Source organism: Streptomyces sp. NPDC091972, assembly GCF_044756385.1.
Classification (GTDB): domain Bacteria; phylum Actinomycetota; class Actinomycetes; order Streptomycetales; family Streptomycetaceae; genus Streptomyces.
Genome location: NZ_JBIVSV010000005.1, coordinates 160,569 through 181,129, shown reverse-complemented (window position 1 = coordinate 181,129; position 20,561 = coordinate 160,569). Strand labels below are relative to the sequence as shown.

At 69.5% G+C, this 20,561-nt stretch carries 19 protein-coding genes, 2 tRNA genes and 1 pseudogene; 7 read left to right on the top strand and 15 right to left on the bottom strand.

Translation table 11 applies throughout. The features are described from left to right. Window positions 1-8 precede the first annotated feature (8 nt). Genes ACIQJT_RS16620 through ACIQJT_RS16600 form a run of 5 tightly spaced genes read right to left on the bottom strand, consistent with a single transcriptional unit; the run spans window position 9 to window position 3,457 of the window. A complete protein-coding gene (locus tag ACIQJT_RS16620) occupies window positions 9-1,124 on the bottom strand; it encodes a class E sortase (RefSeq protein ID WP_402644021.1) in 1,116 nt (371 codons plus the stop codon). Further along, window positions 1,121-1,759 (bottom strand): aminodeoxychorismate/anthranilate synthase component II, encoded by a 639-nt coding sequence (locus ACIQJT_RS16615; RefSeq protein WP_365452966.1) that lies wholly within the window; start codon window positions 1,757-1,759, stop codon window positions 1,121-1,123. Before ACIQJT_RS16615 ends, ACIQJT_RS16620 begins: the two co-directional genes overlap by 4 nt. After that, window positions 1,756-1,917, bottom strand: a complete 162-nt coding sequence (locus ACIQJT_RS16610) for a hypothetical protein (protein ID WP_019324742.1) — start codon at window positions 1,915-1,917, stop codon at window positions 1,756-1,758. The genes ACIQJT_RS16615 and ACIQJT_RS16610 overlap by 4 nt, the downstream gene beginning before the upstream one ends. Before the next feature lie 52 nt (window positions 1,918-1,969). Then, window positions 1,970-2,659 carry a class E sortase gene (locus ACIQJT_RS16605; protein WP_365452963.1) on the bottom strand — a complete coding sequence of 230 codons (690 nt, stop codon included), beginning with the start codon at window positions 2,657-2,659 and terminating at the stop codon, window positions 1,970-1,972. A gap of 18 nt (window positions 2,660-2,677) precedes the next feature. After that, window positions 2,678-3,457, bottom strand: coding sequence for a DUF881 domain-containing protein (locus tag ACIQJT_RS16600; protein ID WP_365452960.1), 780 nt, complete (start codon window positions 3,455-3,457; stop codon window positions 2,678-2,680). 140 nt (window positions 3,458-3,597) lie between these two features. On the opposite strand from ACIQJT_RS16600, the gene crgA reads away from it, so the two are divergent. Next, entirely contained in the window at window positions 3,598-3,852 is a 255-nt protein-coding gene (gene crgA / locus ACIQJT_RS16595; RefSeq protein WP_053848770.1) for a cell division protein CrgA, read from the top strand. A 265-nt stretch (window positions 3,853-4,117) separates the two neighbouring features. Here crgA and ACIQJT_RS16590 read toward each other — a convergent pair whose 3' ends face one another. Both ACIQJT_RS16590 and ACIQJT_RS16585 read right to left on the bottom strand, forming a co-directional pair. Beyond that, window positions 4,118-5,002 (bottom strand): rhomboid family intramembrane serine protease, encoded by an 885-nt coding sequence (locus tag ACIQJT_RS16590; protein WP_365452956.1) that lies wholly within the window; start codon window positions 5,000-5,002, stop codon window positions 4,118-4,120. Window positions 5,003-5,106: 104 nt separating this feature from the next. Further along, window positions 5,107-5,640, bottom strand: a complete 534-nt coding sequence (locus ACIQJT_RS16585) for a peptidylprolyl isomerase (RefSeq protein WP_053848768.1) — start codon at window positions 5,638-5,640, stop codon at window positions 5,107-5,109. 242 nt (window positions 5,641-5,882) lie between these two features. Between ACIQJT_RS16585 and ACIQJT_RS16580 the strand changes: the two genes are divergently transcribed. Then, window positions 5,883-6,584 carry a DUF5324 family protein gene (locus ACIQJT_RS16580; RefSeq protein WP_365452953.1) on the top strand — a complete coding sequence of 234 codons (702 nt, stop codon included), beginning with the start codon at window positions 5,883-5,885 and terminating at the stop codon, window positions 6,582-6,584. Window positions 6,585-6,733: 149 nt separating this feature from the next. Further along, entirely contained in the window at window positions 6,734-7,684 is a 951-nt protein-coding gene (locus ACIQJT_RS16575; RefSeq protein ID WP_402644015.1) for a glycoside hydrolase family 26 protein, read from the top strand. An 84-nt stretch (window positions 7,685-7,768) separates the two neighbouring features. On the opposite strand, the gene ACIQJT_RS16570 is transcribed toward ACIQJT_RS16575, so the two are convergent. Beyond that, window positions 7,769-7,841, bottom strand: a tRNA-Ala gene (locus ACIQJT_RS16570). 184 nt (window positions 7,842-8,025) lie between these two features. On the opposite strand from ACIQJT_RS16570, the gene ACIQJT_RS16565 reads away from it, so the two are divergent. Together ACIQJT_RS16565 and ACIQJT_RS16560 are read left to right on the top strand one after the other, a co-directional pair. Beyond that, entirely contained in the window at window positions 8,026-8,574 is a 549-nt protein-coding gene (locus ACIQJT_RS16565; RefSeq protein ID WP_031036313.1) for a DNA-binding protein, read from the top strand. Between the two features lie 209 nt (window positions 8,575-8,783). Then, window positions 8,784-9,684 (top strand): annotated as a pseudogene (locus tag ACIQJT_RS16560) (serine/threonine-protein kinase); the annotation flags it as partial. A gap of 1,787 nt (window positions 9,685-11,471) precedes the next feature. Here the strand turns inward: ACIQJT_RS16560 and ACIQJT_RS16555 are convergent. After that, entirely contained in the window at window positions 11,472-12,680 is a 1,209-nt protein-coding gene (locus ACIQJT_RS16555; RefSeq protein ID WP_402644012.1) for a hypothetical protein, read from the bottom strand. A gap of 49 nt (window positions 12,681-12,729) precedes the next feature. On the opposite strand from ACIQJT_RS16555, the gene ACIQJT_RS16550 reads away from it, so the two are divergent. Continuing rightward, a complete protein-coding gene (locus ACIQJT_RS16550) occupies window positions 12,730-12,858 on the top strand; it encodes a hypothetical protein (RefSeq protein ID WP_402644010.1) in 129 nt (42 codons plus the stop codon). Between the two features lie 232 nt (window positions 12,859-13,090). Here the strand turns inward: ACIQJT_RS16550 and ACIQJT_RS16545 are convergent, their stop codons facing one another. Continuing rightward, a complete protein-coding gene (locus ACIQJT_RS16545; RefSeq protein WP_003999697.1) occupies window positions 13,091-13,219 on the bottom strand; it encodes a DLW-39 family protein in 129 nt (42 codons plus the stop codon). 352 nt (window positions 13,220-13,571) lie between these two features. On the opposite strand from ACIQJT_RS16545, the gene ACIQJT_RS16540 reads away from it, so the two are divergent. Next, entirely contained in the window at window positions 13,572-13,946 is a 375-nt protein-coding gene (locus tag ACIQJT_RS16540; protein WP_402644008.1) for a DUF6344 domain-containing protein, read from the top strand. A 319-nt stretch (window positions 13,947-14,265) separates the two neighbouring features. On the opposite strand, the gene ACIQJT_RS16535 is transcribed toward ACIQJT_RS16540, so the two are convergent. The 5 genes from ACIQJT_RS16535 to gyrB form a co-directional block, all read right to left on the bottom strand. After that, a complete protein-coding gene (locus ACIQJT_RS16535) occupies window positions 14,266-14,619 on the bottom strand; it encodes a VOC family protein (protein ID WP_402644005.1) in 354 nt (117 codons plus the stop codon). Window positions 14,620-14,763: 144 nt separating this feature from the next. Beyond that, window positions 14,764-14,840, bottom strand: a tRNA-Ile gene (locus ACIQJT_RS16530). Between the two features lie 111 nt (window positions 14,841-14,951). Continuing rightward, the gene (locus ACIQJT_RS16525; protein WP_365452938.1) at window positions 14,952-15,782 is read right to left on the bottom strand and encodes a DUF3566 domain-containing protein; all 831 of its coding nucleotides are present in this window, start codon (window positions 15,780-15,782) and stop codon (window positions 14,952-14,954) included. 18 nt (window positions 15,783-15,800) lie between these two features. Continuing rightward, window positions 15,801-18,398, bottom strand: a complete 2,598-nt coding sequence (gene gyrA / locus ACIQJT_RS16520; protein WP_365452935.1) for a DNA gyrase subunit A — start codon at window positions 18,396-18,398, stop codon at window positions 15,801-15,803. A gap of 43 nt (window positions 18,399-18,441) precedes the next feature. Beyond that, window positions 18,442-20,490: a DNA topoisomerase (ATP-hydrolyzing) subunit B gene (gene gyrB / locus ACIQJT_RS16515; protein WP_179200363.1), complete on the bottom strand. Its 2,049-nt coding sequence runs from the start codon at window positions 20,488-20,490 to the stop codon at window positions 18,442-18,444. Window positions 20,491-20,561 lie beyond the last annotated feature (71 nt).

Genomic DNA, 20,561 nt, shown 5'->3' with positions numbered 1-20,561 from the left:
ATCTGCCCTTACTGGACGAGCGCATCCGGCTTGCCCTTGCTGCGCGGCCGTTCCTCGACCATCTTGCCCCAGACGATCAACCGGTACTTGCTGGTGAACTCCGGCGTGCAGGTGGTGAGGGTGATGTAGCGGCCGGCCGTGGTGAAACCGGACCCCTTGGGGATGGGGTCGATCACGCTCGTGTTGCTCGGAGACGTCACCTGCAGCGTCGACGTCATTTTGTAGACGAAGTACTCGTCCTGCGTCTCGACGACGATCGCGTCACCCGGGCTGAGCTTGTTGATGTAGCGGAAGGGCTCGCCGTGCGTGTTGCGGTGCCCGGCGAGCGCGAAGTTGCCGCTCTTGGCGTCGGGCATCGCCGTCTTCAGCCTGCCCTCGCTGTAGTGCCCGACCATGCCCTTGTCCAGGACCTTCTTGTTGCTGACGCCCTCGGCTATCGGCACCACGACGTCCAGCTTGGGGATGTGCAGCAGGGCGAAGCCCTGGCCCGGCTCGAAGGTGCCCGGCGCGCCCTTCCCGCTCGCCCAGTCGTTCTGGAGGCTGCTCGCCTCCTTGTCCGCCTGTGCGTGGGCCCGGACATTCGTCCACCACAGCTGGTAGCTGACGAACAGAAGCATCAGCACGCCGGTGGTGATGAACATCTCGCCGATCGCACGGCTCGCGACGACGGCCGCGCCGGGTTTGCGGGCCTTCGCCTGTCTGCGGGCCTCCACCCGGGAGAGCGGCCTGCCGCCGGACGACTCCGTCTCCGGCTGCGTCTCGGGGCCGGCCGCGCCGCCATGACGCCCGTGACGGCGCTTGGCGGCCTTTCTGCGGGCCGCGCGGCCGCCCTGTGGGGATCCAGTGGTGGATGTGGCGGAAGAAGCCGCAGAGGCGGATATGGGCGGCGGCGGATCCGGTATCCGCAGCGCCACCGTCTCGTCGTCGGCCGGGGGCACGTACGGCGCCGACGCCCCGCCCGACGGCTCCTCCGAGTACGGGGCCTCGGCGTACGGCTCCCCGGCACGGGTCTGCCCGACGGGTGCCGCCCCGCCGAAGGACTGACCGCCGTAGGGATCGCCGCCGTAGGACTGGTACGACGCGTCGCCGTACAAGTCCTCGCGCTCGGGGCGCAGGGCCGTCACGCCGTGGCCCTGCCCACCACCGGGGCGAGCCCCGCCGACCTCGCCACCGCGCCCTGGTCCCCGCACTCCACCAGCCAGTTGGCCAGCATCAGGTGACCGTGTTCCGTCAGCACCGACTCAGGGTGGAACTGCACACCCTCGACCGGCAGTTCACGGTGCCTCAGCCCCATGACGATCCCGTCCTGTGTCCGCGCGGTGACCTCCAGCTCGGCCGGGACCGTGGCCGGCTCGGCGGCCAGCGAGTGGTAGCGGGTCGCCGTGAACGGCGTCGGCAGACCGGCGAAGACGCCCTTGCCCCCGTGCTCCACGAGCGAGGTCTTGCCGTGCAGCAGCTCCGGGGCGCGGTCCACGACACCGCCGTACGCCACCTGCATCGACTGCATGCCCAGGCAGACACCGAAGACGGGCACCCCGGTCGCGGCGCAGTGCCGCACCATCTCGACGCAGACCCCGGCCTCCTCCGGCGTCCCGGGGCCCGGCGACAGCAGCACCCCGTCGAAACCGTCCTGGGCGTGCGCCGTCGACACCTCGTCGTTGCGCAGCACCTCGCACTCCGCACCGAGCTGGTACAGGTACTGGACCAGGTTGAAGACGAAGCTGTCGTAGTTGTCGACGACGAGAATGCGCGCGCTCACTGGTTGTCCACCGTCACATCGTTGAAGGGCAGCAGCGGTTCGGCCCACGGGAACACGTACTGGAACAGGACGTAGACCACAGCAACGACCAGCACGAGTGAGAGCAGCGCCTTCACCCACGCGTTCCCCGGCAGATGCCGCCAGATCCAGCCGTACATGCCGTCCCTTCCGTCGCACCACGGCACCACACACACGCCGTACCGCACCAGACTAACGGCGCAGGGCAACAGGCTTGCCGTCCTCCACAGGCTGTGTGGAGTCCAGGTGGGCCCACACGATCAGCCGGTGGCTGTGTCCCCACTCCGGATCGCACGTGGTCAGCGTGAGATAGCGGCCAGGGCGCGTGTACCCGGATTTACGTGGCACAGGATCGATCACCTCAATGTCGGTGGGCACTGTTTTGTAGGGCCCTTTGTCGATCCGATACGTGAACCAGGTGGTTCCGTCGGTCAGGACGACCGCGTCACCGCGCCGCAGCCTCGGAAAGTCCTTGAACGGATCGCCGTAGGTCCGCCGGTGACCGGCGACCGAGAAGTTGCCCCGCTGCCCCAGCCGCGCGGTCTCCGCGTAGTGCCCGAGGCCCTTCTTCAGGGTGCCCACCCCGGTGCCCTCGAGCACCGGCTTGTTCCACGTGAAACCGAGCCGCGGGATGTACATGATCGCGAAGGGCCTGCCGCTCCGGTACGGCGCCGGCTCCGCGGGAGAGGCGGACGGGCCGGCCGCCGTCCTCGGCTGCCGCACACTCCCCTGCGCCCACTGGTCCTGCAACTGGTCGATCTGGTCGTCCATGACGGTGTCGGCCTTCACGCCGGTCCAGAACAGCACATAGGCGACGAACAACACGATCAGGGCGCCGGCGGTGATGCACAGCTCGCTGACGGTCCTGACGACGACACGCACCGGCAGCTCCCCCGGGACCTACTCCACTGGCTTGGCGTACTGCAGATCCACTGTGCCCGAGTAGCCGGGAAGAGTCACCGTGCCGTCGTCGGCGACATTCCATCCCAGGCCGTAGACGTTGACGTAGACCATGTAGTTCTGGATGGCCTTCGAGTCCGCGAGCGCCTGCTTCAGCCTGTCGGGGTCACCGACCGCCTGGATCTTGTACGGCGGGGAGTACACGCGGCCCTGGAGGATCAGGGTGTTGCCGACACAGCGCACGGCACTGGTGGAGATCAGCCGCTGGTCCATGACCTTGATCCCCTTGGCCCCGCCCTTCCACAGGGCGTTGACCACGGCCTGGAGGTCCTGCTGGTGGATGACCAGGTAGTCGGGCTGCGGCTCGGGATAGCCGGGGAGCTTGGCGGTGGCGTTCGGCGGGGCGTCGTCGAGCGTGACCGTGACCGCCTTCCCCTTGAGCTTCTGGGTGCCCGCCCGGTCCTCCAGTGCGGCCAGCTTCTCGTCCTCGGCCCTGGTGCTGCCGTCGTCGCGCTCGGCCAGCGACTCGACGTCCCGGCGCAGCGAGCCGTTCGACTCGTCGAGCTCGCCGTTGTTGCGGCTGCGTTCCTGGATGAGGTCCGAGAGCTTCAGCAGGGAGGCGTCCGTGCGGATGTCGGTGCCCTTGGCCGTATTGAAACTCGTGAAGAAAATGAGCCCCGCGAGAGCGAAGACCCCTACCGTGAGCACACGCACCGGCCGGAAACCCCGCCTGCGGACAGGACTGGATCCGGACTGGGGGGAGTCGGCAGAATTGCTCAACGTACCCTTATCTCCTTCGGCGCCGCGGAAGCACTACGCTAACGGACGCCCGGGGGAGCACTCAGTGTCCCCTTGTACGCTGCCCCGAGCCCGACCAGTTACCTGCGCGGCCACGCAGCGCATCGACAGGAGAGACCCTCGTGCCGAAGTCACGTATCCGCAAGAAGGCCGACTACACGCCGCCGCCGGCGAAGCAGGCGACCGCCATCAAGCTGAACAGCCGCGCCTGGGTGGCGCCTGTGATGCTGGCCATGTTCCTCATCGGGCTCGCCTGGATCGTCGTCTTCTATGTGACCGACGGCTCCCTGCCCGTCGACGCCCTGGACAACTGGAACATCGTGGTGGGCTTCGGCTTCATCGCCGCCGGATTCGCCGTCTCCACCCAGTGGAAGTAGCTCTCCCCAGGGCTATCCGCTGAGTTATCCACAGCCCGGTTGAATTTCCACAACCGGCTGGGGAAAAGACGACGATCTGTGGATAACCCATCGCGCGTTGACGCCGGTACGACCATCGCACCCGTTGCCGCAAGCCTGTTCGCCCCCTGCCTGACCTGCGTAAACACGGGTCAGCGACAGGGGGCACAACAGTTCCCGCACTGTATGCACAAGATCCGGCACACGCTGTGGACAAGGCCCGCTCAGCGGGGGTCCGCGGGCCCCGTCAGGTGAGCTGGGCGGTTCTGATCACGGTCAGGACCACGACGGCCAGCAGCACCAGCGCACAAGTGCCGTACTGCACCAGCGCCCGCCGTTCGCGCGGGGCGTGGACCATGCCGTACCCCGTGATCAGCCCGGCGACGAGGCCGCCGATGTGGGCCTGCCAGGAGATGCTGCTCCAGCCGAAGGTGAAGATCAGGTTGATCACCAGGAGCGCGATGATCGGCCGCAGGTCGTAGTTCAGCTTGCGCATCAGGACGGCGGTGGCGCCGAAGAGGCCGAAAATCGCGCCCGATGCGCCGAAGGTCTGTGTGACCGGAGTGGCCAGCAGATAGGCCAGGGCGCTTCCCGCGAGACCGGAGACGAAGTAGACCGCGAGATAGCGGGCCCGGCCCAGGGCCGCTTCGAGGGGGCCGCCGAGCCACCACAGGCTCAGCATGTTGAAGCCGATGTGCCAGATCTGCTCGTGCACGAACATCGAGGTGAGCAGGCGGTAGTACTCCCCGCCCGCGACGCCCTCGGTGGGTGAGAACGGTGCCGGCGGCCACGCGCCGATCAGTGCCAGGTCCCGCAGGAGCGACGGCCGCATCTGGATGGCGAGGTACATCGCCACGTTGACCGCGATCAGGATCTTCGTGAACAGGCGGGGATCGGCCGTGACGGTGCCGCCCGCGACGGTGCGGGGCCGGGCCGCGGCCGGGGCCGGTCCGCTGCCGCCTCCGTCGCGCACGCACTCGGGGCACTGGAAGCCGACGGAGGCGCTGACCATGCACTCGGGGCAGATCGGGCGCTCGCAGCGGGTGCAGCGGATGCCGGTCTCACGGTCCGGGTGCCGGTAGCAGCCGGGCAGGTTCTGGGCCTGCGGTGTGCTGCCCGCCTCCTGATTCATGCCATCCCCCATGTCGCCCTGGGTCGTGGTGCCCACGTGCACCGCCCCGCTCGTCCTTACGGTTGAGCGGGGCGTTTGGTTCCCTGCGCGGTGGTCGCCCGGGCTCAGCCCTGGCGGGTCTCCACGACGACCTGCTCGATGACGACGTCGTTCACCGGGCGGTCGTTGGGGCGGGTGGTCTTGACGCCGGCGATGGCGTCGACGACCTTCTGGCTGGCCGGGTCGGTGACCTCGCCGAAGATGGTGTGCTTGCGGTTCAGCCAGGCCGTCGGGGAGACGGTGATGAAGAACTGCGAGCCGTTGGTGCCGGGGCCGGCGTTGGCCATGGCGAGGAGGTACGGCTTGTCGAAGCCGAGGTCCGGGTGGAACTCGTCCTCGAACTCGTAGCCCGGGCCGCCGATGCCGGTGCCGAGCGGGTCGCCGCCCTGGATCATGAACCCGCTGATGACGCGGTGGAAGATCGTGCCGTCGTAGAGCCTCTTGGTGGACTTCTCGCCGGTGCCGGGGTGCGTCCACTCGCGCTCGCCCTGGGCGAGTTCGACGAAGTTCCTGACCGTCTTCGGGGCGTGGTTCGGCAGGAGCCGGACTTCGATGTCGCCGTGGTTGGTCTTCAGGGTGGCGTAAAGCTGCTCGGCCACGATCTGCCTTCCGTTGTCTTCCTGTGCCCGACCGATCCTCGCACGGATCCGGCCGAGGAGGGTCCGGGCAGGGGCGCGGAGCGGCGATCCGTGGCATTGTCGTCGACAAGCTCCTGTTGCCACGTATTCATCCGTTATTGATCCGGATGCCCGCCCTCAGGTGCCGGGCTGTGCTCCGGCAGGCATGATCCGTAAAAGGGTGGAAAGTCGAATTACCGTACGCCACCGAGGAGGAGGATCCCGTGACCCGCATCGACAGCGTGCGCGCCGCGACCGGCTCGGCGAAGGACAGCGTGCTGCACGCCGCGGAAGTGGTGGCGCCCTACGCCGACACGGCCAAGGACAAGGCCTCGCACTACGCGACGGAGGCACGCGTACGGCTCGCGCCGAAGGTCTCGCAGGCGGCCGAGCAGGCACGTGTCCAGTACGGCGCCCATGTCGCGCCGCGCCTGGAGCAGGCTCGTACGCATGTTCCGCCGAAGGTCGACCAGGCGGCCCACGAGGCCGCCGTACGCACCCGTAAGGCCGCTCGGCAGGCCGCCGACTATTCCCGCCCGAGGATCGAGCAGGCCGTCGCCGCGGCCGGCCCGGTCCGTGAGGAGGCCGCCGCTCGCAGTGTGGCCGCTCTGGCCGCGCTGCGCGGTCAGATCTCGCCCAAGGAGGTCCAGAAGCTGGTCCGCAAGCACGAGCGGCGGGCCCGTGCAGGACGGCTCGCCAAGGCTCTGGCGGTCGCGGGCCTCGTAGCGGGCGGTGCCTACGCCGCCTGGAAGTGGTGGGACAAGCAGGCCAATCCCGACTGGCTGGTCGAGCCGCCCGCCGCGACCGAGGTCCCGGAGACGGGTCGGCTGACGTCCGTGGACGGCACCGGGCAGTCCGTCCTGGACCCGGAGGTCCAGGCGAAGGAGGCCGAGGAGGACGCCGCGAAGCACGACGAAGGGCGCTGACGCCGGTTCCGGCGTGTACCACCGGTGGGGCGGAGATTCTCCGCCCCACCGTCGTGTTCACCCGAGGGGGTGGCCGGACCGGTGGGACACGGCTCCTGTGCGCCAGAGTCGCGGGGACACCTCCTCGCACCGGACGGACCGCCGCTCTGATGAAGCCCTCACGCCGCGGGCCGCTCGCCCTGACCGTCGTCCTGCTGCTTCTGATCTCGGCCTGCACCACCCGCGTCGACGAGCCCGCGGCGGTCACGCCGTACGGCGCGTACGTCGGCTACGAGTCCGCCGACGTGGCGCGGCTCGACGCCCTGGGCGCCTGGCTCGGCGGGCGCCCGCCCCGGGTCGGGCACGTGTACCTGCCCGGCGACCGCTGGAGCAACATCGAGGGGGCGCCGGGCTACCTGGCCTCCTGGGCGTCCTGGCGGCGCTCCGATCCGCGGCGCCTGTTGGTCCTGAACGTGCCCCTGCTGGAGCGCACGGAGGCGCACCTTCCCGACGGCACGGTCCGCGACGAGCTCCGACGTGGGGCGGCCGGTGACTACGACGGCCATTTCCGTGCCCTGGCCCGGCGGCTGACGGCTCTCGGCGTCCCGGACACGGTCCTCGTCCTCGGCTGGGAGATGAACGGCACCACGTACACCCACCGCTGTGCCCCGGACCCGGCCGCCTGGAAGGCGTACTGGACGCGGATCGTGCGGGCGATGCGTTCGGTGCCCGGTCAGCGCTTCCGTTTCGAGTTCACGCCCAACCGCGGCCGTGACGCGATCCCGTGGCCGCGGTGCTACCCGGGTGACGAGGTCGTCGACATCATCGGCATGGACGCCTACGACGCCCCGCGCGGCCTGCGCTTCGCCGATCAGGTGAGCGAGCCGTACGGTCTGGCCGCCCATGTCCGCTTCGCCCGCGCCCACCGCAAACCGTTCTCCTACCAGGAGTGGGGTCTGTACGAGAACGGCGACGACCCGGTCTACCTGCGCGGCATGCTCACCTGGTTCGCCCGGCAGCGTCCCCTGTACCAGACCATCACCGACTACTGCCCGCACGGCGTGTGGGGTTGCCGGGCCCATCCGCGGTCCTCCGCGGTGTACCGCTCGCTGATGCGGTAGCCGGTGTGCGGGCCGTCGCGTCCGCGGCCGGGCACGAAAAACCCCTCCGCCCGCGTATCCGCAGGTCGGAGGGGTCTCCTGAAGTGGAGCCTAGGGGAGTCGAACCCCTGACATCTGCCATGCAAAGACAGCGCTCTACCAACTGAGCTAAGGCCCCGGGAAGAGGGACGTCCGCCGGAAGAACCACTTGCCGGTGGGCGCCGCAGACCAGAGTACCGGGTCATCCCCGGTATTCCGCAAAAAGATTGGGGGTCCCCGCGAACGACCACTCTCCGTAAGATGCTCGGCGTGGTTCGCTGTCGCGAACCACGGTTTTTTGGGGAAGCGATGGGGAGACGCACATGGACGCCGCACAGCAGGAAGCGACCGCGAGAGCGCGGGAACTGCAGCGGAACTGGTACGGGGAGCCGCTGGGGGCGCTCTTCCGTAAGCTCATAGACGACCTGGGCCTCAACCAGGCTCGTCTCGCGGGGGTGCTGGGACTGTCCGCCCCGATGCTGTCGCAGCTCATGAGCGGTCAGCGGGCGAAGATCGGCAACCCGGCCGTGGTCCAGCGGGTGCAGCTGCTGCAGGACCTGGCGGGGCAGGTCGCGGACGGCAGCGTGAGCGCGGCCGAGGCGACCGAGCGCATGGACGAGATCAAGAAGTCGCAGGGGGGCTCGGTGCTCAGCAACACCACGACCACGACCAGCAGTTCGGGTGCGCCGACGGTCAAGCGGGTCGTCCGTGAGATCCAGTCGCTGCTGCGCTCGGTGGCCGCCGCCGGGGACATCATCGACGCGGCCGACACTCTCGCCCCGACCCACCCGGAACTGGCAGAGTTCCTCCGGGTCTACGGTGCCGGCCGCACCTCCGACGCGGTCACGCACTACCAGTCGCACCAGAACTGAGGCGTCCGTCCGGTCGCCGAAGGGGGTTCGGCAGCCGGGCAGGGCGGCGGCGCTCGACACGCGGGGGTGTGTCGGCCGCCGAGGAGACGATCAGCACGGGGGCTGGCACACGGGGCCGTATCTCTCATCCGGGAGGCCACGAGGGGTCGTATCGCTCATCGAGGGGGAAGCAACGGGGGTAGCCGCAGGGGGAGGAGCGACGCGCAGTCATGGGTGAGGTGTTCGCCGGCCGGTACGAACTGGCCGATCCGATCGGACGCGGGGGCGTCGGCGCCGTCTGGCGTGCCTGGGACCATCGGCGCCGCAGGTATGTGGCCGCCAAGGTGCTGCTGCAGAGCGACGCCCACTCCCTGCTGCGCTTCGTCCGTGAACAGGCTCTGCGGATCGACCACCCTCATGTCCTCGCGCCCGCGAGCTGGGCCGCCGACGACGACAAGGTCCTGTTCACCATGGACCTGGTGGCCGGCGGCTCGCTGGTCCACCTGGTCGGGGACTACGGTCCCCTGCCGCCCGCGTTCGTCTGCACCCTGCTCGACCAGCTCCTCGCGGGGCTGGCGGCGGTGCACGCGGAAGGCGTCGTGCACCGCGACATCAAACCGGCCAACATCCTGCTCGAGGCCACCGGCACCGCCCGTCCGCGGTTGCGGCTGTCCGACTTCGGCATTGCCATGCGGCTGGGCGAACCGCGCCTGACCGAGACCAACCTCGTGGTGGGCACGCCGGGTTATCTCGCCCCTGAGCAGATGCTGGGCGCGGAACCGGACTTCCCCGCCGACCTGTTCGCCGTCGGTCTGGTCGCGCTGTACCTCCTGGAGGGCGCCAAGCCCGACGCCAAGGCGCTCGTCGAGTACTTCGCCGCCCACGGCACCCCAGGCGCGCCCCAGAGCGTCCCCGAGCCGCTCTGGCAGGTCGTGGCCTCCCTCCTCCAGCCGGACCCTCAGGCCCGCTTCCGCACCGCCACGGGGGCCCGCAAGGCCCTCGCCGCCGCCAGAGAACTCCTGCCCGACCCCGGCCCCGACGACGAGTCCATCGAGATCTTCGACCAACTCGGCCCTCTGCCACCCGGGTTCGGCCCCCAGGGACCGCTCAAGCAGGCTCCGGGTGTGGACCCGAACAGGACACGGAACGGGGGGTCCGGGACGGGGGGAGGGGCTCGCTTCGGGACGGGGGGAGAAGCCCGGCTGTGGACGGGGGACGGTGGGGGGTCCTTCGGGGGTGGTGGGGGGAATGCGGGCGCTTTCGCCTCCGGTGAGGGGGACGGGAGTGCTGTGTGGCCCGGGGCCGGCGGAGGGACCGGTGGTGCGGGGTCGGGGTCCGGTGCCGGGGGCGGTGGTCCTGAGGCTGGTTCCGGTGGTCGGGGCAGTGGTCCTGAGGCTGGGTCCGGTGCCGGGGTCGCTTGGGCGCCGTCGGGTGCAGGGGCCGGCGGGGCCAACACCGGTCCGGGATCGAGTTCCGGGACTGGGTCGGGTGGTGCTGCTGAGGCCGGGGAGCGTGCCGGCTCCGGATCTGGTGGGGCGGCCGGGGAGTCCTCCTGGCCGGGTCAGGGCAACGGAGTTGACTCCCTGGCGGGTGATGGTGGGGGGTCCTCCTGGTTCGGTGACGGCAACGGGGTGGAGCCGCGGCCCGGTGGCGCGGACGACGGCTCCTTTCAGCCCGGCGGAGGGGATGGGCCGGGGGCCTTTCAGCCCGGCGGAGGGGATGGGCCGGGGACCTTTCAGCCCGGCGGAGGGGACAGACCGGGTGCCTTCCACCCCGATGAAGGGAACCGGCCGGGTGCCTTCCACCCCGACGAAGGGAACCGGCCGGGTGCCCTCCAACCCGGTGGAGAGAACGGACCGGGCGCCTTCCAGCCCGGCGAAGAGAACCGGCCAGGCGCGTTCCGCCCCGAGGGTGCGAGCGGGGCGTCCGACTGGCACGGCGGCGGAAACTCGACGGGCTCCCTCCCCGGACCCCGGCCCAGGAAGGAACGCGGAGCCACCAACTGGCCCGGTGACGGGAGCGGGCAGTCCTTCCAACCCGAGAGGCCAGGCGAGGTGCCCTACTGGCACGGGGAGGCGGGCGGAGTGCCCTCCCAGCTCCCCGAGGCCGGTGAGACGCCTTACCAGCGAGGTGGGTTGAACGGGCCCGCCTACGGGCACGGCGGGCCGAACGGCTCCGCATACCCGCACGGAGACGCGGCTCACGGGCCGGCTCACCACCCCGCCCCGCCGAGCCGGCCAGGCAAGGACAACGACGTCTCCCGGCGTCCTGGCGAGAGCAGCCCTCCACCTCGACCCGCTGAGGGTCCCGCGCAGGCGAACTCGGCGTCGTGGCCCGGGGCATCGAACCGGTGGCCCGGCCAGGCCGCCGTGCCGTCCTGGCCCCGTGAGGCCTCCCCCTCCCCGGGCACCGAGGCGCCCTCCCCCATGACGGGCCACGGCACCCCCTGGCCGACTCCCCCCAACCCGTTCCAGTCTCCGGAGTCCGCTCCACCTGAGCAGCACCCTCACCAACAGGCCCACGCACACCCGCACCGGCCTGCCGCCCCACCGGCGTACCCCGCCTACGTCTCCCCCCATGACCCCACACCCCCCACTCACTTCCTGCCCTCCCCCCACTCCGACGCGGCCCCGCATCAGCTCCCCGCTGACACCTCTACTGCTTCGTACACCGCTCAGAGCCCGCAGGTTCCCACTCCCGCTCCCTCACTTTCGCGGGCACGCCGAAGCGGCCCACCCGCGAAGGTGGCGATCCCTCTCCTGCTCCTGGCCCTGGCCTGCTACGCCGTGGGGTTCTGGGCGCTCACCCAGATCTGAGAACCCGGCACCCGACAGCGCAGACCGGCCCCTGGGCGACCCGTGCCGACGAAGCCGAACCGTCCCCTCCCGAGGCCCGGCACCGCCCTACACCCCGCAGCCCTACACCCCCGCAGCCCGCCGCCGCCCCACCACGGCCCACACCCCGAGAACCACCAGAACCAACGTCCCCGCCCCGATCCCCCCGACCGCCACGAGCTTCATCCCGGCACCGGCACCGGCACCGCTCGAACCCGCATCCCCCACCGCTCCCGAGCCACCTCTCCCGAGGGCCCCCGTCTGGAAGATCCCGGCAGGCTCGGACTGCCCCGCATAACCGGGCCCGGCCGCCGCCTCCCCCGTCACCCGCACACGCAGCGTCAGCCCGAACGGCCCGTCCCCGAACTTCTCGCCCACCCGCGCCGCGAGATGCACGACCAGGAAGTAGGACCCGGCGAACCGCATCCCGCCCACCCGGTCGGAAACGGCGTACCGGTTCTCGTAGCCGACCGGCGGCAGCGCGGCGAGCGCACCCGACTTCCGGCTGCCGTTGTAACTGATGCTCGTGTCGTCGACGAGTCCGCGCACGGGGTTGTACAGCGCCAGGTTCACGCCCCCCGGCACGAACCCCCCGCCCGCCCCGCCACCGCGCGCACCGCTGAGATCGGCCGTGGCGTACACCTGCTGCCCCCAGGCGACCGGCACCTCGTAGAACAGGGTCTGCCCGGGCCGTACGTCGTCGCGCCAGACCCCCTGTTCCAGCGCGGTCGCGGAGTCGAAGCCCCCGCCGCCCCGCAGTCGTACCGCCTCACCGCCGGGCGGCGAGGGCGTGGCCGAGTCCCAGGACTCGGGCGCCCGGGTCGCATCCGCCTTCCGCAACCGTGGTTCCAGCACGGGCGCGAGTTCCAGGTCCCAGTCTCCCGGCGTGGACTCGGTGCGCAGTACCCGCTCGACGACGACGTAGTACGTACCGGCGCTGCGGCACAGCGACCGGCTCGACGGGAGCTCGCGCGCGCCCCACACGGTGAGCGGACGCGGGCTGCGGCCGGCGCCGATGCCGGCGGTGTCCGCCGCCGAGCAGGAACGGCCCTCGGCGTCCTGCAGGGACACCCTGACGCCTTCCGTGGGGGTCACCACGGCGTCCGTCGGAGGTACGGCCGTCGCGGCGACGTACACGGTCGAGGTGCCGTCGAGTTCGAGGCGGTAGTAGACCTCGCCGTCACTCGGCAGCGAACTGCGGTACGTGGTGCCGGGTTCGAGACGCTCGGCGTCCGCGGGGTCCGTCGCCCCGGTGACCGACAGGGCGTCTGAGGCGAAGGCGTACGAGGACACCGTAGAACGAGAAGGGGAGGGAGAGGCGGAGGGGGAAGGGGAGGCGGCGATGCCCTGTGAACCCGGTGCGCCGATCACGGCCCCCAACACGCTCCCCGCGACGGCCACCCGCCACCACGCCGTACGCCGCCCCATCCCGCGCCACCCCTCCGCGCTCCTACGACCCGTCCTCGGATGACCGTCGACCACGGCCATGTCCACAGCCATGACCACGGCCACGGCCGCGATCGCGACCACGGCCGCCAGGCCGGGCGGCCGTGGCCCATCCTGCCCCGCCGGGCCGCCGACCACCCGGGAATCCGTACGACCGTCCGAAACCCTGGTGCCGACACCACCGGACCGGACCCCGGGCAACACAAAACCCCGACCGCAACAACGGCCGGGGTCTGTTCAGAATCGGATCTCGGTACTCACGAACCCGTGGGCACGGAGTCAGTCGCCTCCGTCCACAGATCCTGCTCGGCGCGATCCGCCTGGATCTGGCGGTACACGAGGAGCCCGCCGATGGCGGCCAGTGCGACCAGGAGAAGCTTCTTCACCGCGCGACCTCGTCTTTCCTTGACGTAGGGGACCTCTGGCGCCCGACTATACACACCGGCCGATACCGATCGGTGACCTGTGTCCGGGCCCTCAACTCCCGTCGGGAACACCCCGATAGAAGCGGAGCAGGGACCTCCGATCAGAGGGTGATCACATGGATGATCACCGCCTTCGCAGGCGATCCCGTCAGGCTCCGTCGCCCCGTTTCTCCACTTTTTCGCCCTTCATGCGTCCATCCGTGTGGTGTTCATCTGAAGATCGACGCGCCACAGGCTCAGGTCCGTGATTTCGCGCCGCCCATACACATCATGAGGAAAGTACGCAAATCGCCCAACCCGAAAGTGAGGGACCATGGCCCGGAACAAGGTCATGAAGCTGTGGACCGCCGTCATCACCGCCGTCCTCGCGCTGTTCACGGCGCTCGGACTGATCACGACGACCGCCGCCGCTGCCGTACCGCAGACCCAGCCGGCCCGCAACAGCGCCGCCGCTCACCCGGAGCCCCCGGCGGCGTCCCACGGTCTCTGGTCCTACGTCAGGTCGCTGCCACCCACGATGAAGCAGCGGATCCGGGCCGAGGCCCACGGCAAGACTCCCAGCTGCCGCCCCCGCTCCCTCGGCGACACGGACACGGCCGCGGCCCCGGACACGGACCAGGGCACGGACCCGCAGGACACAGCAGAACCGGCCGGAACGGCCGGCCCCGCCGGCCCGGGTTGCGCCTGACGCCACGGCACCACCCGCGAAACACCGCAGAAGTACCGCTGAAGCACCACTGACGTACCGAAGACGCACGCAGGACGCACCACAACAGCGGGTACAAGCACCGCAGGTACAAGCACAGCCGGACCCACAGCGGCAGCCAGAGCCGCAGCCGCAGCCGCAGCCGCAGTAAAGACGTACCGAAGAAGCGCTGAAGAAGTGACGACGTCGCACACCGCACCGCAGAGCCGAGCACCACACCGCGAGGACGTGCTCCGGAGGGCACCGCACACGAGGGACGCGCCATCCGTGTCCGCCGGCCCCCCGTGCCCCTCACGGTTTCTCACTGACGCAGTTGGCCCAGGACGCAGAACTCGTTGCCTTCGGGGTCGGCCATGACCACCCACGACTGGTCACCCTGGCCGATGTCGACGCGCCTCGCGCCATGAGCCTCAAGGCGAGCCACCTCGGCGGCCTGGTCATCGGGCCGGAAGTCGAGATGCAGCCGACTTTTGACTTTCTTGCTCTCCTCGGTCCTGACGAAGTCCAGCCCGGGCATGCGATCCGGCTCCGGACGGATCTCGAACTCGTCGTCGGAGGAGTACACCACGACCCAGCCGAGAGCCTCGGCCCACCACTGCCCCAGGGCCGCCGGATCCACCGAGTGAACGATTACCTGTTCCCATTCCAAGGTCATCCGGGGAGTCTAGGCACCCGAGGACTCCGGAAAACAGGCGATTGCAGCGCTGAAGGAAGGCCGACCGACCGACACGGCACCGAGGACCGATGTCGCTCGTGGATGACAAAAACCCCCAGTCATATCGACTGGGGGTCTTCGTGCTGGTGGGGCTAACAGGATTTGAACCTGTGGCCTCATCCTTATCAGGGATGCGCTCTAACCAACTGAGCTATAGCCCCGCCGCGCTCTGCGGAGTGTGTCCCGCGCGCTGACTCCTGAAGATTAGCGCACGACGTGGGCAGTCCCAAAATCGGTTCCCCGGGGACCGCCCACGCGGGTTCGCGGCGGCGTTACTCGTCCTCGGCCAGCGTCAGCTCGACGCCGCCGACGAAGCCCGCGGAGAGGTTGTAGATGAACGCGCCGAGGGTCGCGAGCGCCGTCGCGAGGACGACGTCGATGACCGCGATGATCGTCGTGAACATCAGGACGTTCGGCAGGGAGAGGAACGCCTGGAGGTCGAAGCCGTTCGACTCGTTCGAGCCGGTCGCCTCGGAGATGGTCCCGCCGACCGTCGAGAAGACGCCCATCGCGTCCATGACCATCCACAGCACGGCGGCCGCGACGATGGTGCAGATGCCGAGCGCGATGGAGAGCAGGAAGCTGACCTTCATGACCGACCACGGGTCCGCCTTGGCCACCCGCAGACGTGCCTTGCGGGTCCGGGGCATGGTGCGCGCACCGGTGCGCGGGCGGCGTACGGCACCGGCCGGTGCGCCCTGGGTCGGGTAGGCCTGCGGCGGGTGGTAGGGCCCGGCCGGCTGCTGCGGCTGCCGTTCCCCCGGCAGCGGGGAAGGTGAGGGCTGAGGCTGGGCCCCTGCCTTCGGCGGTGCCCCGGGCACCGTCGGCTGGGCCGGCGGCTGGGTGTCCGTCACAGGTCCCCCCTGGGATCCACGAGTCTCGGGCGAGCGCGACTCCGTCGCCGGCGGCTTGATCGCCTTGAGTTGAGTCGTGTGCGTATCTGTCGGGTGCGGTTCCGCCGCCCGCGCATCGACCGCCCGCGCGTCCGTGGTCCGTGGGTCCGTCGCACGCGCGGCAGAGCCACGGCCGCCGCCGTCCGCCTCCGTGCCGGGGGAGGACCCCCTAGAGGTTCCGGTCGATCCGGCGCCCGTGGCTCCGCTCACGATGACTCACTCCTCGTGCTACTCGGCCGAGGGCGACTCACCCTCGTCCGTGCCGATGGTCTCGGCGACACCCTCGGCGGTCTCGTCGTCGGCCACATCGCCGTCGACCTCCTCCGCCTCACGTCCCGCCTCGGCGTTACGTGCGATGCCGACCACGGCATCGCGCTTGCCCAGGTTGATCAGTTGGACGCCCATGGTGTCACGGCCCGTCTCCCTGACTCCGCTGACTCGCGTACGAATCACACCGCCGGACAGGGTGATGGCGAGGATCTCGTCGGTCTCCTCGACCACCAGCGCCCCGACGAGTGATCCGCGGTCCTCCACGATCTTGGCAGCCTTGATGCCGAGGCCGCCGCGACCCTGGACGCGGTACTCGTCGACGGCGGTCCGCTTCGCGTACCCGCCGTCCGTAGCAGTGAACACGAACGTACCGGGTCGAACAACATTCATCGAGAGCAGCTCGTCGCCCTCGCGGAAGCTCATGCCCTTGACGCCCGAGGTGGCGCGGCCCATGGGACGCAGCGTGTCGTCCGAGGCGGTGAACCTGATCGACTGCGCCTTCTTGCTGATCAGAAGCAGATCACTGTCGGCCGATACGAGTTCGGCGCCGATCAGTTCGTCGTCGGAACCGTCCTCGCGCTCCCGCAGATTGATGGCGATGACACCACCGGAACGCGGAGAGTCGTAATCCTTCAGTGATGTCTTCTTGACCAGACCCGCCTTCGTGGCGAGCACCAGGTAGGGCGCCGCGTCGTAGTCGCGGATCGCGAGGATCTCGGCGATCGACTCGTCCGGCTGGAAGGCCAGCAGGTTGGCGACGTGCTGGCCACGGGCGTCACGGCCGGCGTCCGGCAACTCGTAGGCCTTGGCGCGGTAGACGCGGCCCTTGTTGGTGAAGAACAGCAGCCAGTGGTGCGTGGTGGAGACGAAGAAGTGGTCGACGATGTCGTCTTCCTTCAGCTTCGTGCCCCGTACGCCCTTGCCGCCGCGCTTCTGGGCGCGGTAGTCGACGGTCTTGGTGCGCTTGACGTAACCGCCGCGCGTGACCGTGACGACGATGTCCTCCTCGGCGATGAGGTCCTCGATGGACATGTCACCGTCGTAGGGCACCAGCATGGTCTTGCGGTCGTCGCCGTACTTCTCGACGATCGCGGCGAGTTCGGCGCTGACGATGCCGCGCTGGCGGACCGGCGAGGCGAGGATCTCGTTGTACTCGGTGATCTTCGCCTGGAGTTCGTCGTGCTCCTGGATGATCTTCTGGCGCTCCAGGGCGGCGAGCCGGCGCAACTGCATCTCGAGGATGGCGTTGGCCTGGATCTCGTCGATCTCCAGGAGCTCCATCAGGCCCCCGCGCGCGATCTCGACGGTGTCGCTGCGCCGGATGAGCGCGATGACCTCGTCGATGGCGTCCAGGGCCTTGAGCAGGCCGCGCAGGATGTGGGCCCGCTCCTCGGCCTTGCGCAGCCGGAACTTCGTACGGCGGACGATGACCTCGATCTGGTGCGCCACCCAGTGCCGGATGAACGCGTCCAGGGACAGCGTGCGCGGGACGCCGTCGACGAGGGCCAGCATGTTGGCGCCGAAGTTCGACTGCAGGTCCGTGTGCTTGTAGAGGTTGTTCAGGACGACCTTGGCGACCGCGTCACGCTTGAGGACGATCACGAGCCGCTGACCCGTGCGCGACGACGTCTCGTCGCGGACGTCCGCGATGCCGCCGACCTTGCCGTCCTTCACCAGGTCGGCGATCTTCTGCGCGAGGTTGTCGGGGTTGGTCTGGTACGGCAGTTCCGTGACCACCAGGCACTGGCGGTTCTGGATCTCCTCGACCTCGACGACCGCGCGCATGGTGATCGAGCCGCGCCCGGTGCGGTACGCCTCCTCGATGCCCTTGCGGCCGACGACGAGGGCGCCGGTCGGGAAGTCGGGGCCCTTGATGCGCTCCATGAGCGCGTCCAGGAGCTCCTCGTGCGAGGCCTCCGGGTTCTCCAGGTACCACTGGGCGCCGGCCGCGACCTCGCGCAGGTTGTGCGGCGGGATGTTGGTCGCCATGCCGACCGCGATACCGGCGGAGCCGTTGATCAGCAGGTTCGGGAAGCGGGCCGGCAGGACGGTCGGCTCCTGGGAGCGGCCGTCGTAGTTGTCCGTGAAGTCGACGGTCTCCTCGTCGATGTCCCGGACCATCTCCATGGACAGCGGCGCCATCTTGCACTCGGTGTACCGCATGGCCGCCGCCGGGTCGTTGCCCGGGGAGCCGAAGTTGCCGTTGGAGTCCACCAGCGGCATCCGCATCGACCACGGCTGGGCGAGGCGCACCAGGGCGTCGTAGATCGAGGAGTCGCCGTGCGGGTGGTAGTTGCCCATGACGTCGCCGACCACGCGCGCGCACTTGTAGAAGCCGCGCTCGGGGCGGTAGCCGCCGTCGTACATGGCGTACAGGACGCGCCGGTGGACGGGCTTGAGACCGTCCCGGACGTCCGGCAGCGCGCGGGACACGATGACGGACATCGCGTAGTCCAGGTACGAACGCTGCATCTCAGTCTCGAGCCCGACGGGCTCGACACGCATCGCGACTTCGCCGCCCTCTTCAGGGGTGACGGGAGTGTTCTCGTCGGCCATTGCTGGTGAAGATCCTTCCTGGTGCGGTCAGGCTGAGACCGACTCAGATGTCGAGGAAGCGGACGTCCTTGGCGTTGCGCTGGATGAACTGGCGTCGGGCCTCGACGTCCTCGCCCATCAGGACGGAGAACAGGTCGTCGGCCTGGGCGGCGTCGTCGAGGGTGACCTGGCCGAGGACGCGGTGCTCCTGGTCCATGGTGGTCACGCGCAGCTCCTCGGCGTTCATCTCGCCGAGGCCCTTGAAGCGCTGGATGGAGTCCTCGCGGATGCGCTTGCCGCGCTGGCGGCCCATCTCGATCAGCGCGTCGCGCTCGCGGTCGGAGTAGGCGTACTCGATGTCGTCCCGGCCCCACTTGATCTTGTAGAGCGGCGGGCGGGAGAGGTACACGTGCCCGGCCTCGACCAGCGGCCGCATGAAGCGGAACAGGAAGGTCAGCAGCAGGGTGGAGATGTGCTGGCCGTCGACGTCGGCGTCCGCCATCAGGATGATCTTGTGATAGCGCAGCTTCTCGATGTCGAAGTCCTCGTGGACCCCGGTGCCGAAGGCCGAGATCAGCGCCTGGATCTCCTGGTTCTGAAGGATCTTGTCGATCCGCGCCTTCTCGACGTTCAGGATCTTGCCGCGGATCGGGAGGATCGCCTGGTACTCGGGGTTGCGGCCGGACTTGGCCGAGCCGCCGGCGGAGTCACCCTCGACGATGAAGATCTCACACTTGGTGGGGTCGTTCGACTGGCAGTCGGAGAGCTTGCCCGGCAGGGACGCGGTCTCCAGGAGGCCCTTGCGGCGGGTCAGGTCGCGGGCCTTGCGGGCCGCCACGCGCGCGGTGGCCGCCTGGATGGACTTGCGGATGATGTCCGCGGCCTCGACGGGGTTGCGGTCCAGCCAGTCGGTGAGGTGCTCGTAGACGACCCTCTGGACGAAGGTCTTCACCTCGGTGTTGCCCAGCTTGGTCTTGGTCTGGCCCTCGAACTGCGGCTCGCTGAGCTTCACCGAGATGATCGCGGTCAGACCCTCGCGGATGTCGTCACCCGTGAGGTTGTCGTCCTTCTCGCGCAGCAGCTTCTTGTCGCGCGCGTACTTGTTGATCAGCGAGGTGAGCGCCGAGCGGAAGCCCTCTTCGTGCGTGCCGCCCTCGTGCGTGTGGATGATGTTGGCGAAGGAGTACACGCCCTCGCTGTAACCGCCGTTCCACTGCATCGCGAGTTCGAGGGAGAGGTTCTTGTCCTTGTCCTCGGCCTCCAGGTCGATCACCGTGGGGTGCACGACCTCTCCCTTGCGGGAGTTGAGGTACTTCACGAAGTCGACGATGCCGCCCTCGTAGTGGTACGAGACGCTCTTGACCTCGTGCTTCTCGTCCTCGCCCGCCTCGTCCGCGCCGGCGGTGGCCTTCGCCGACTCGCGCTCGTCGGTGAGGTTGATCCGCAGACCCTTGTTGAGGAACGCCATCTCCTGGAAGCGCCGCGAGAGCGTCTCGAAGGAGTACTCCGTGGTCTCGAAGATGTCCGGGTCGGCCCAGAAGGTGACCGTGGTGCCGTGCTCGTCCGTGGCCTCGTGCTGGGCCAGCGGGGCCGTCGGCACGCCCAGCTTGTAGTCCTGCGTCCAGCGGTAGCCGTCGGTCTTGATCTCGACGGCGACCTTGGTCGACAGGGCGTTCACCACGGAGACGCCCACGCCGTGCAGACCGCCGGAGACCGCGTAGCCGCCGCCACCGAACTTGCCGCCCGCGTGCAGCACGGTCAGCACGACCTCGACGGCCGGCTTGCCCTCGGAGGGGACGATGCCCACCGGGATACCGCGGCCGTTGTCGACCACGCGCACGCCGCCGTCGGCGAGGATCGTCACGTCGATGGTGTCCGCGTACCCGGCCAGTGCCTCGTCGACGGAGTTGTCGACGACTTCCTGCACCAGGTGGTGCAGGCCGCGCTCGCCGGTCGAGCCGATGTACATGCCCGGTCGCTTGCGGACCGCGTCCAGACCCTCGAGGACGGTGATGGCGCTGGCGTCGTACGAGGCGGTTACCTCGCCGTTCGACGAGGTCGCCTCGGCGTCGGTGGACGGAATGTTCTCGTTGGGGTTGCCGGAATCGGCCACGAAGCGCCCTTTCTGGCACAGCACGAGCCGGGCTCGTCGGCGGGTTGCCGGAGCGGCTGCGGCATGTTGCG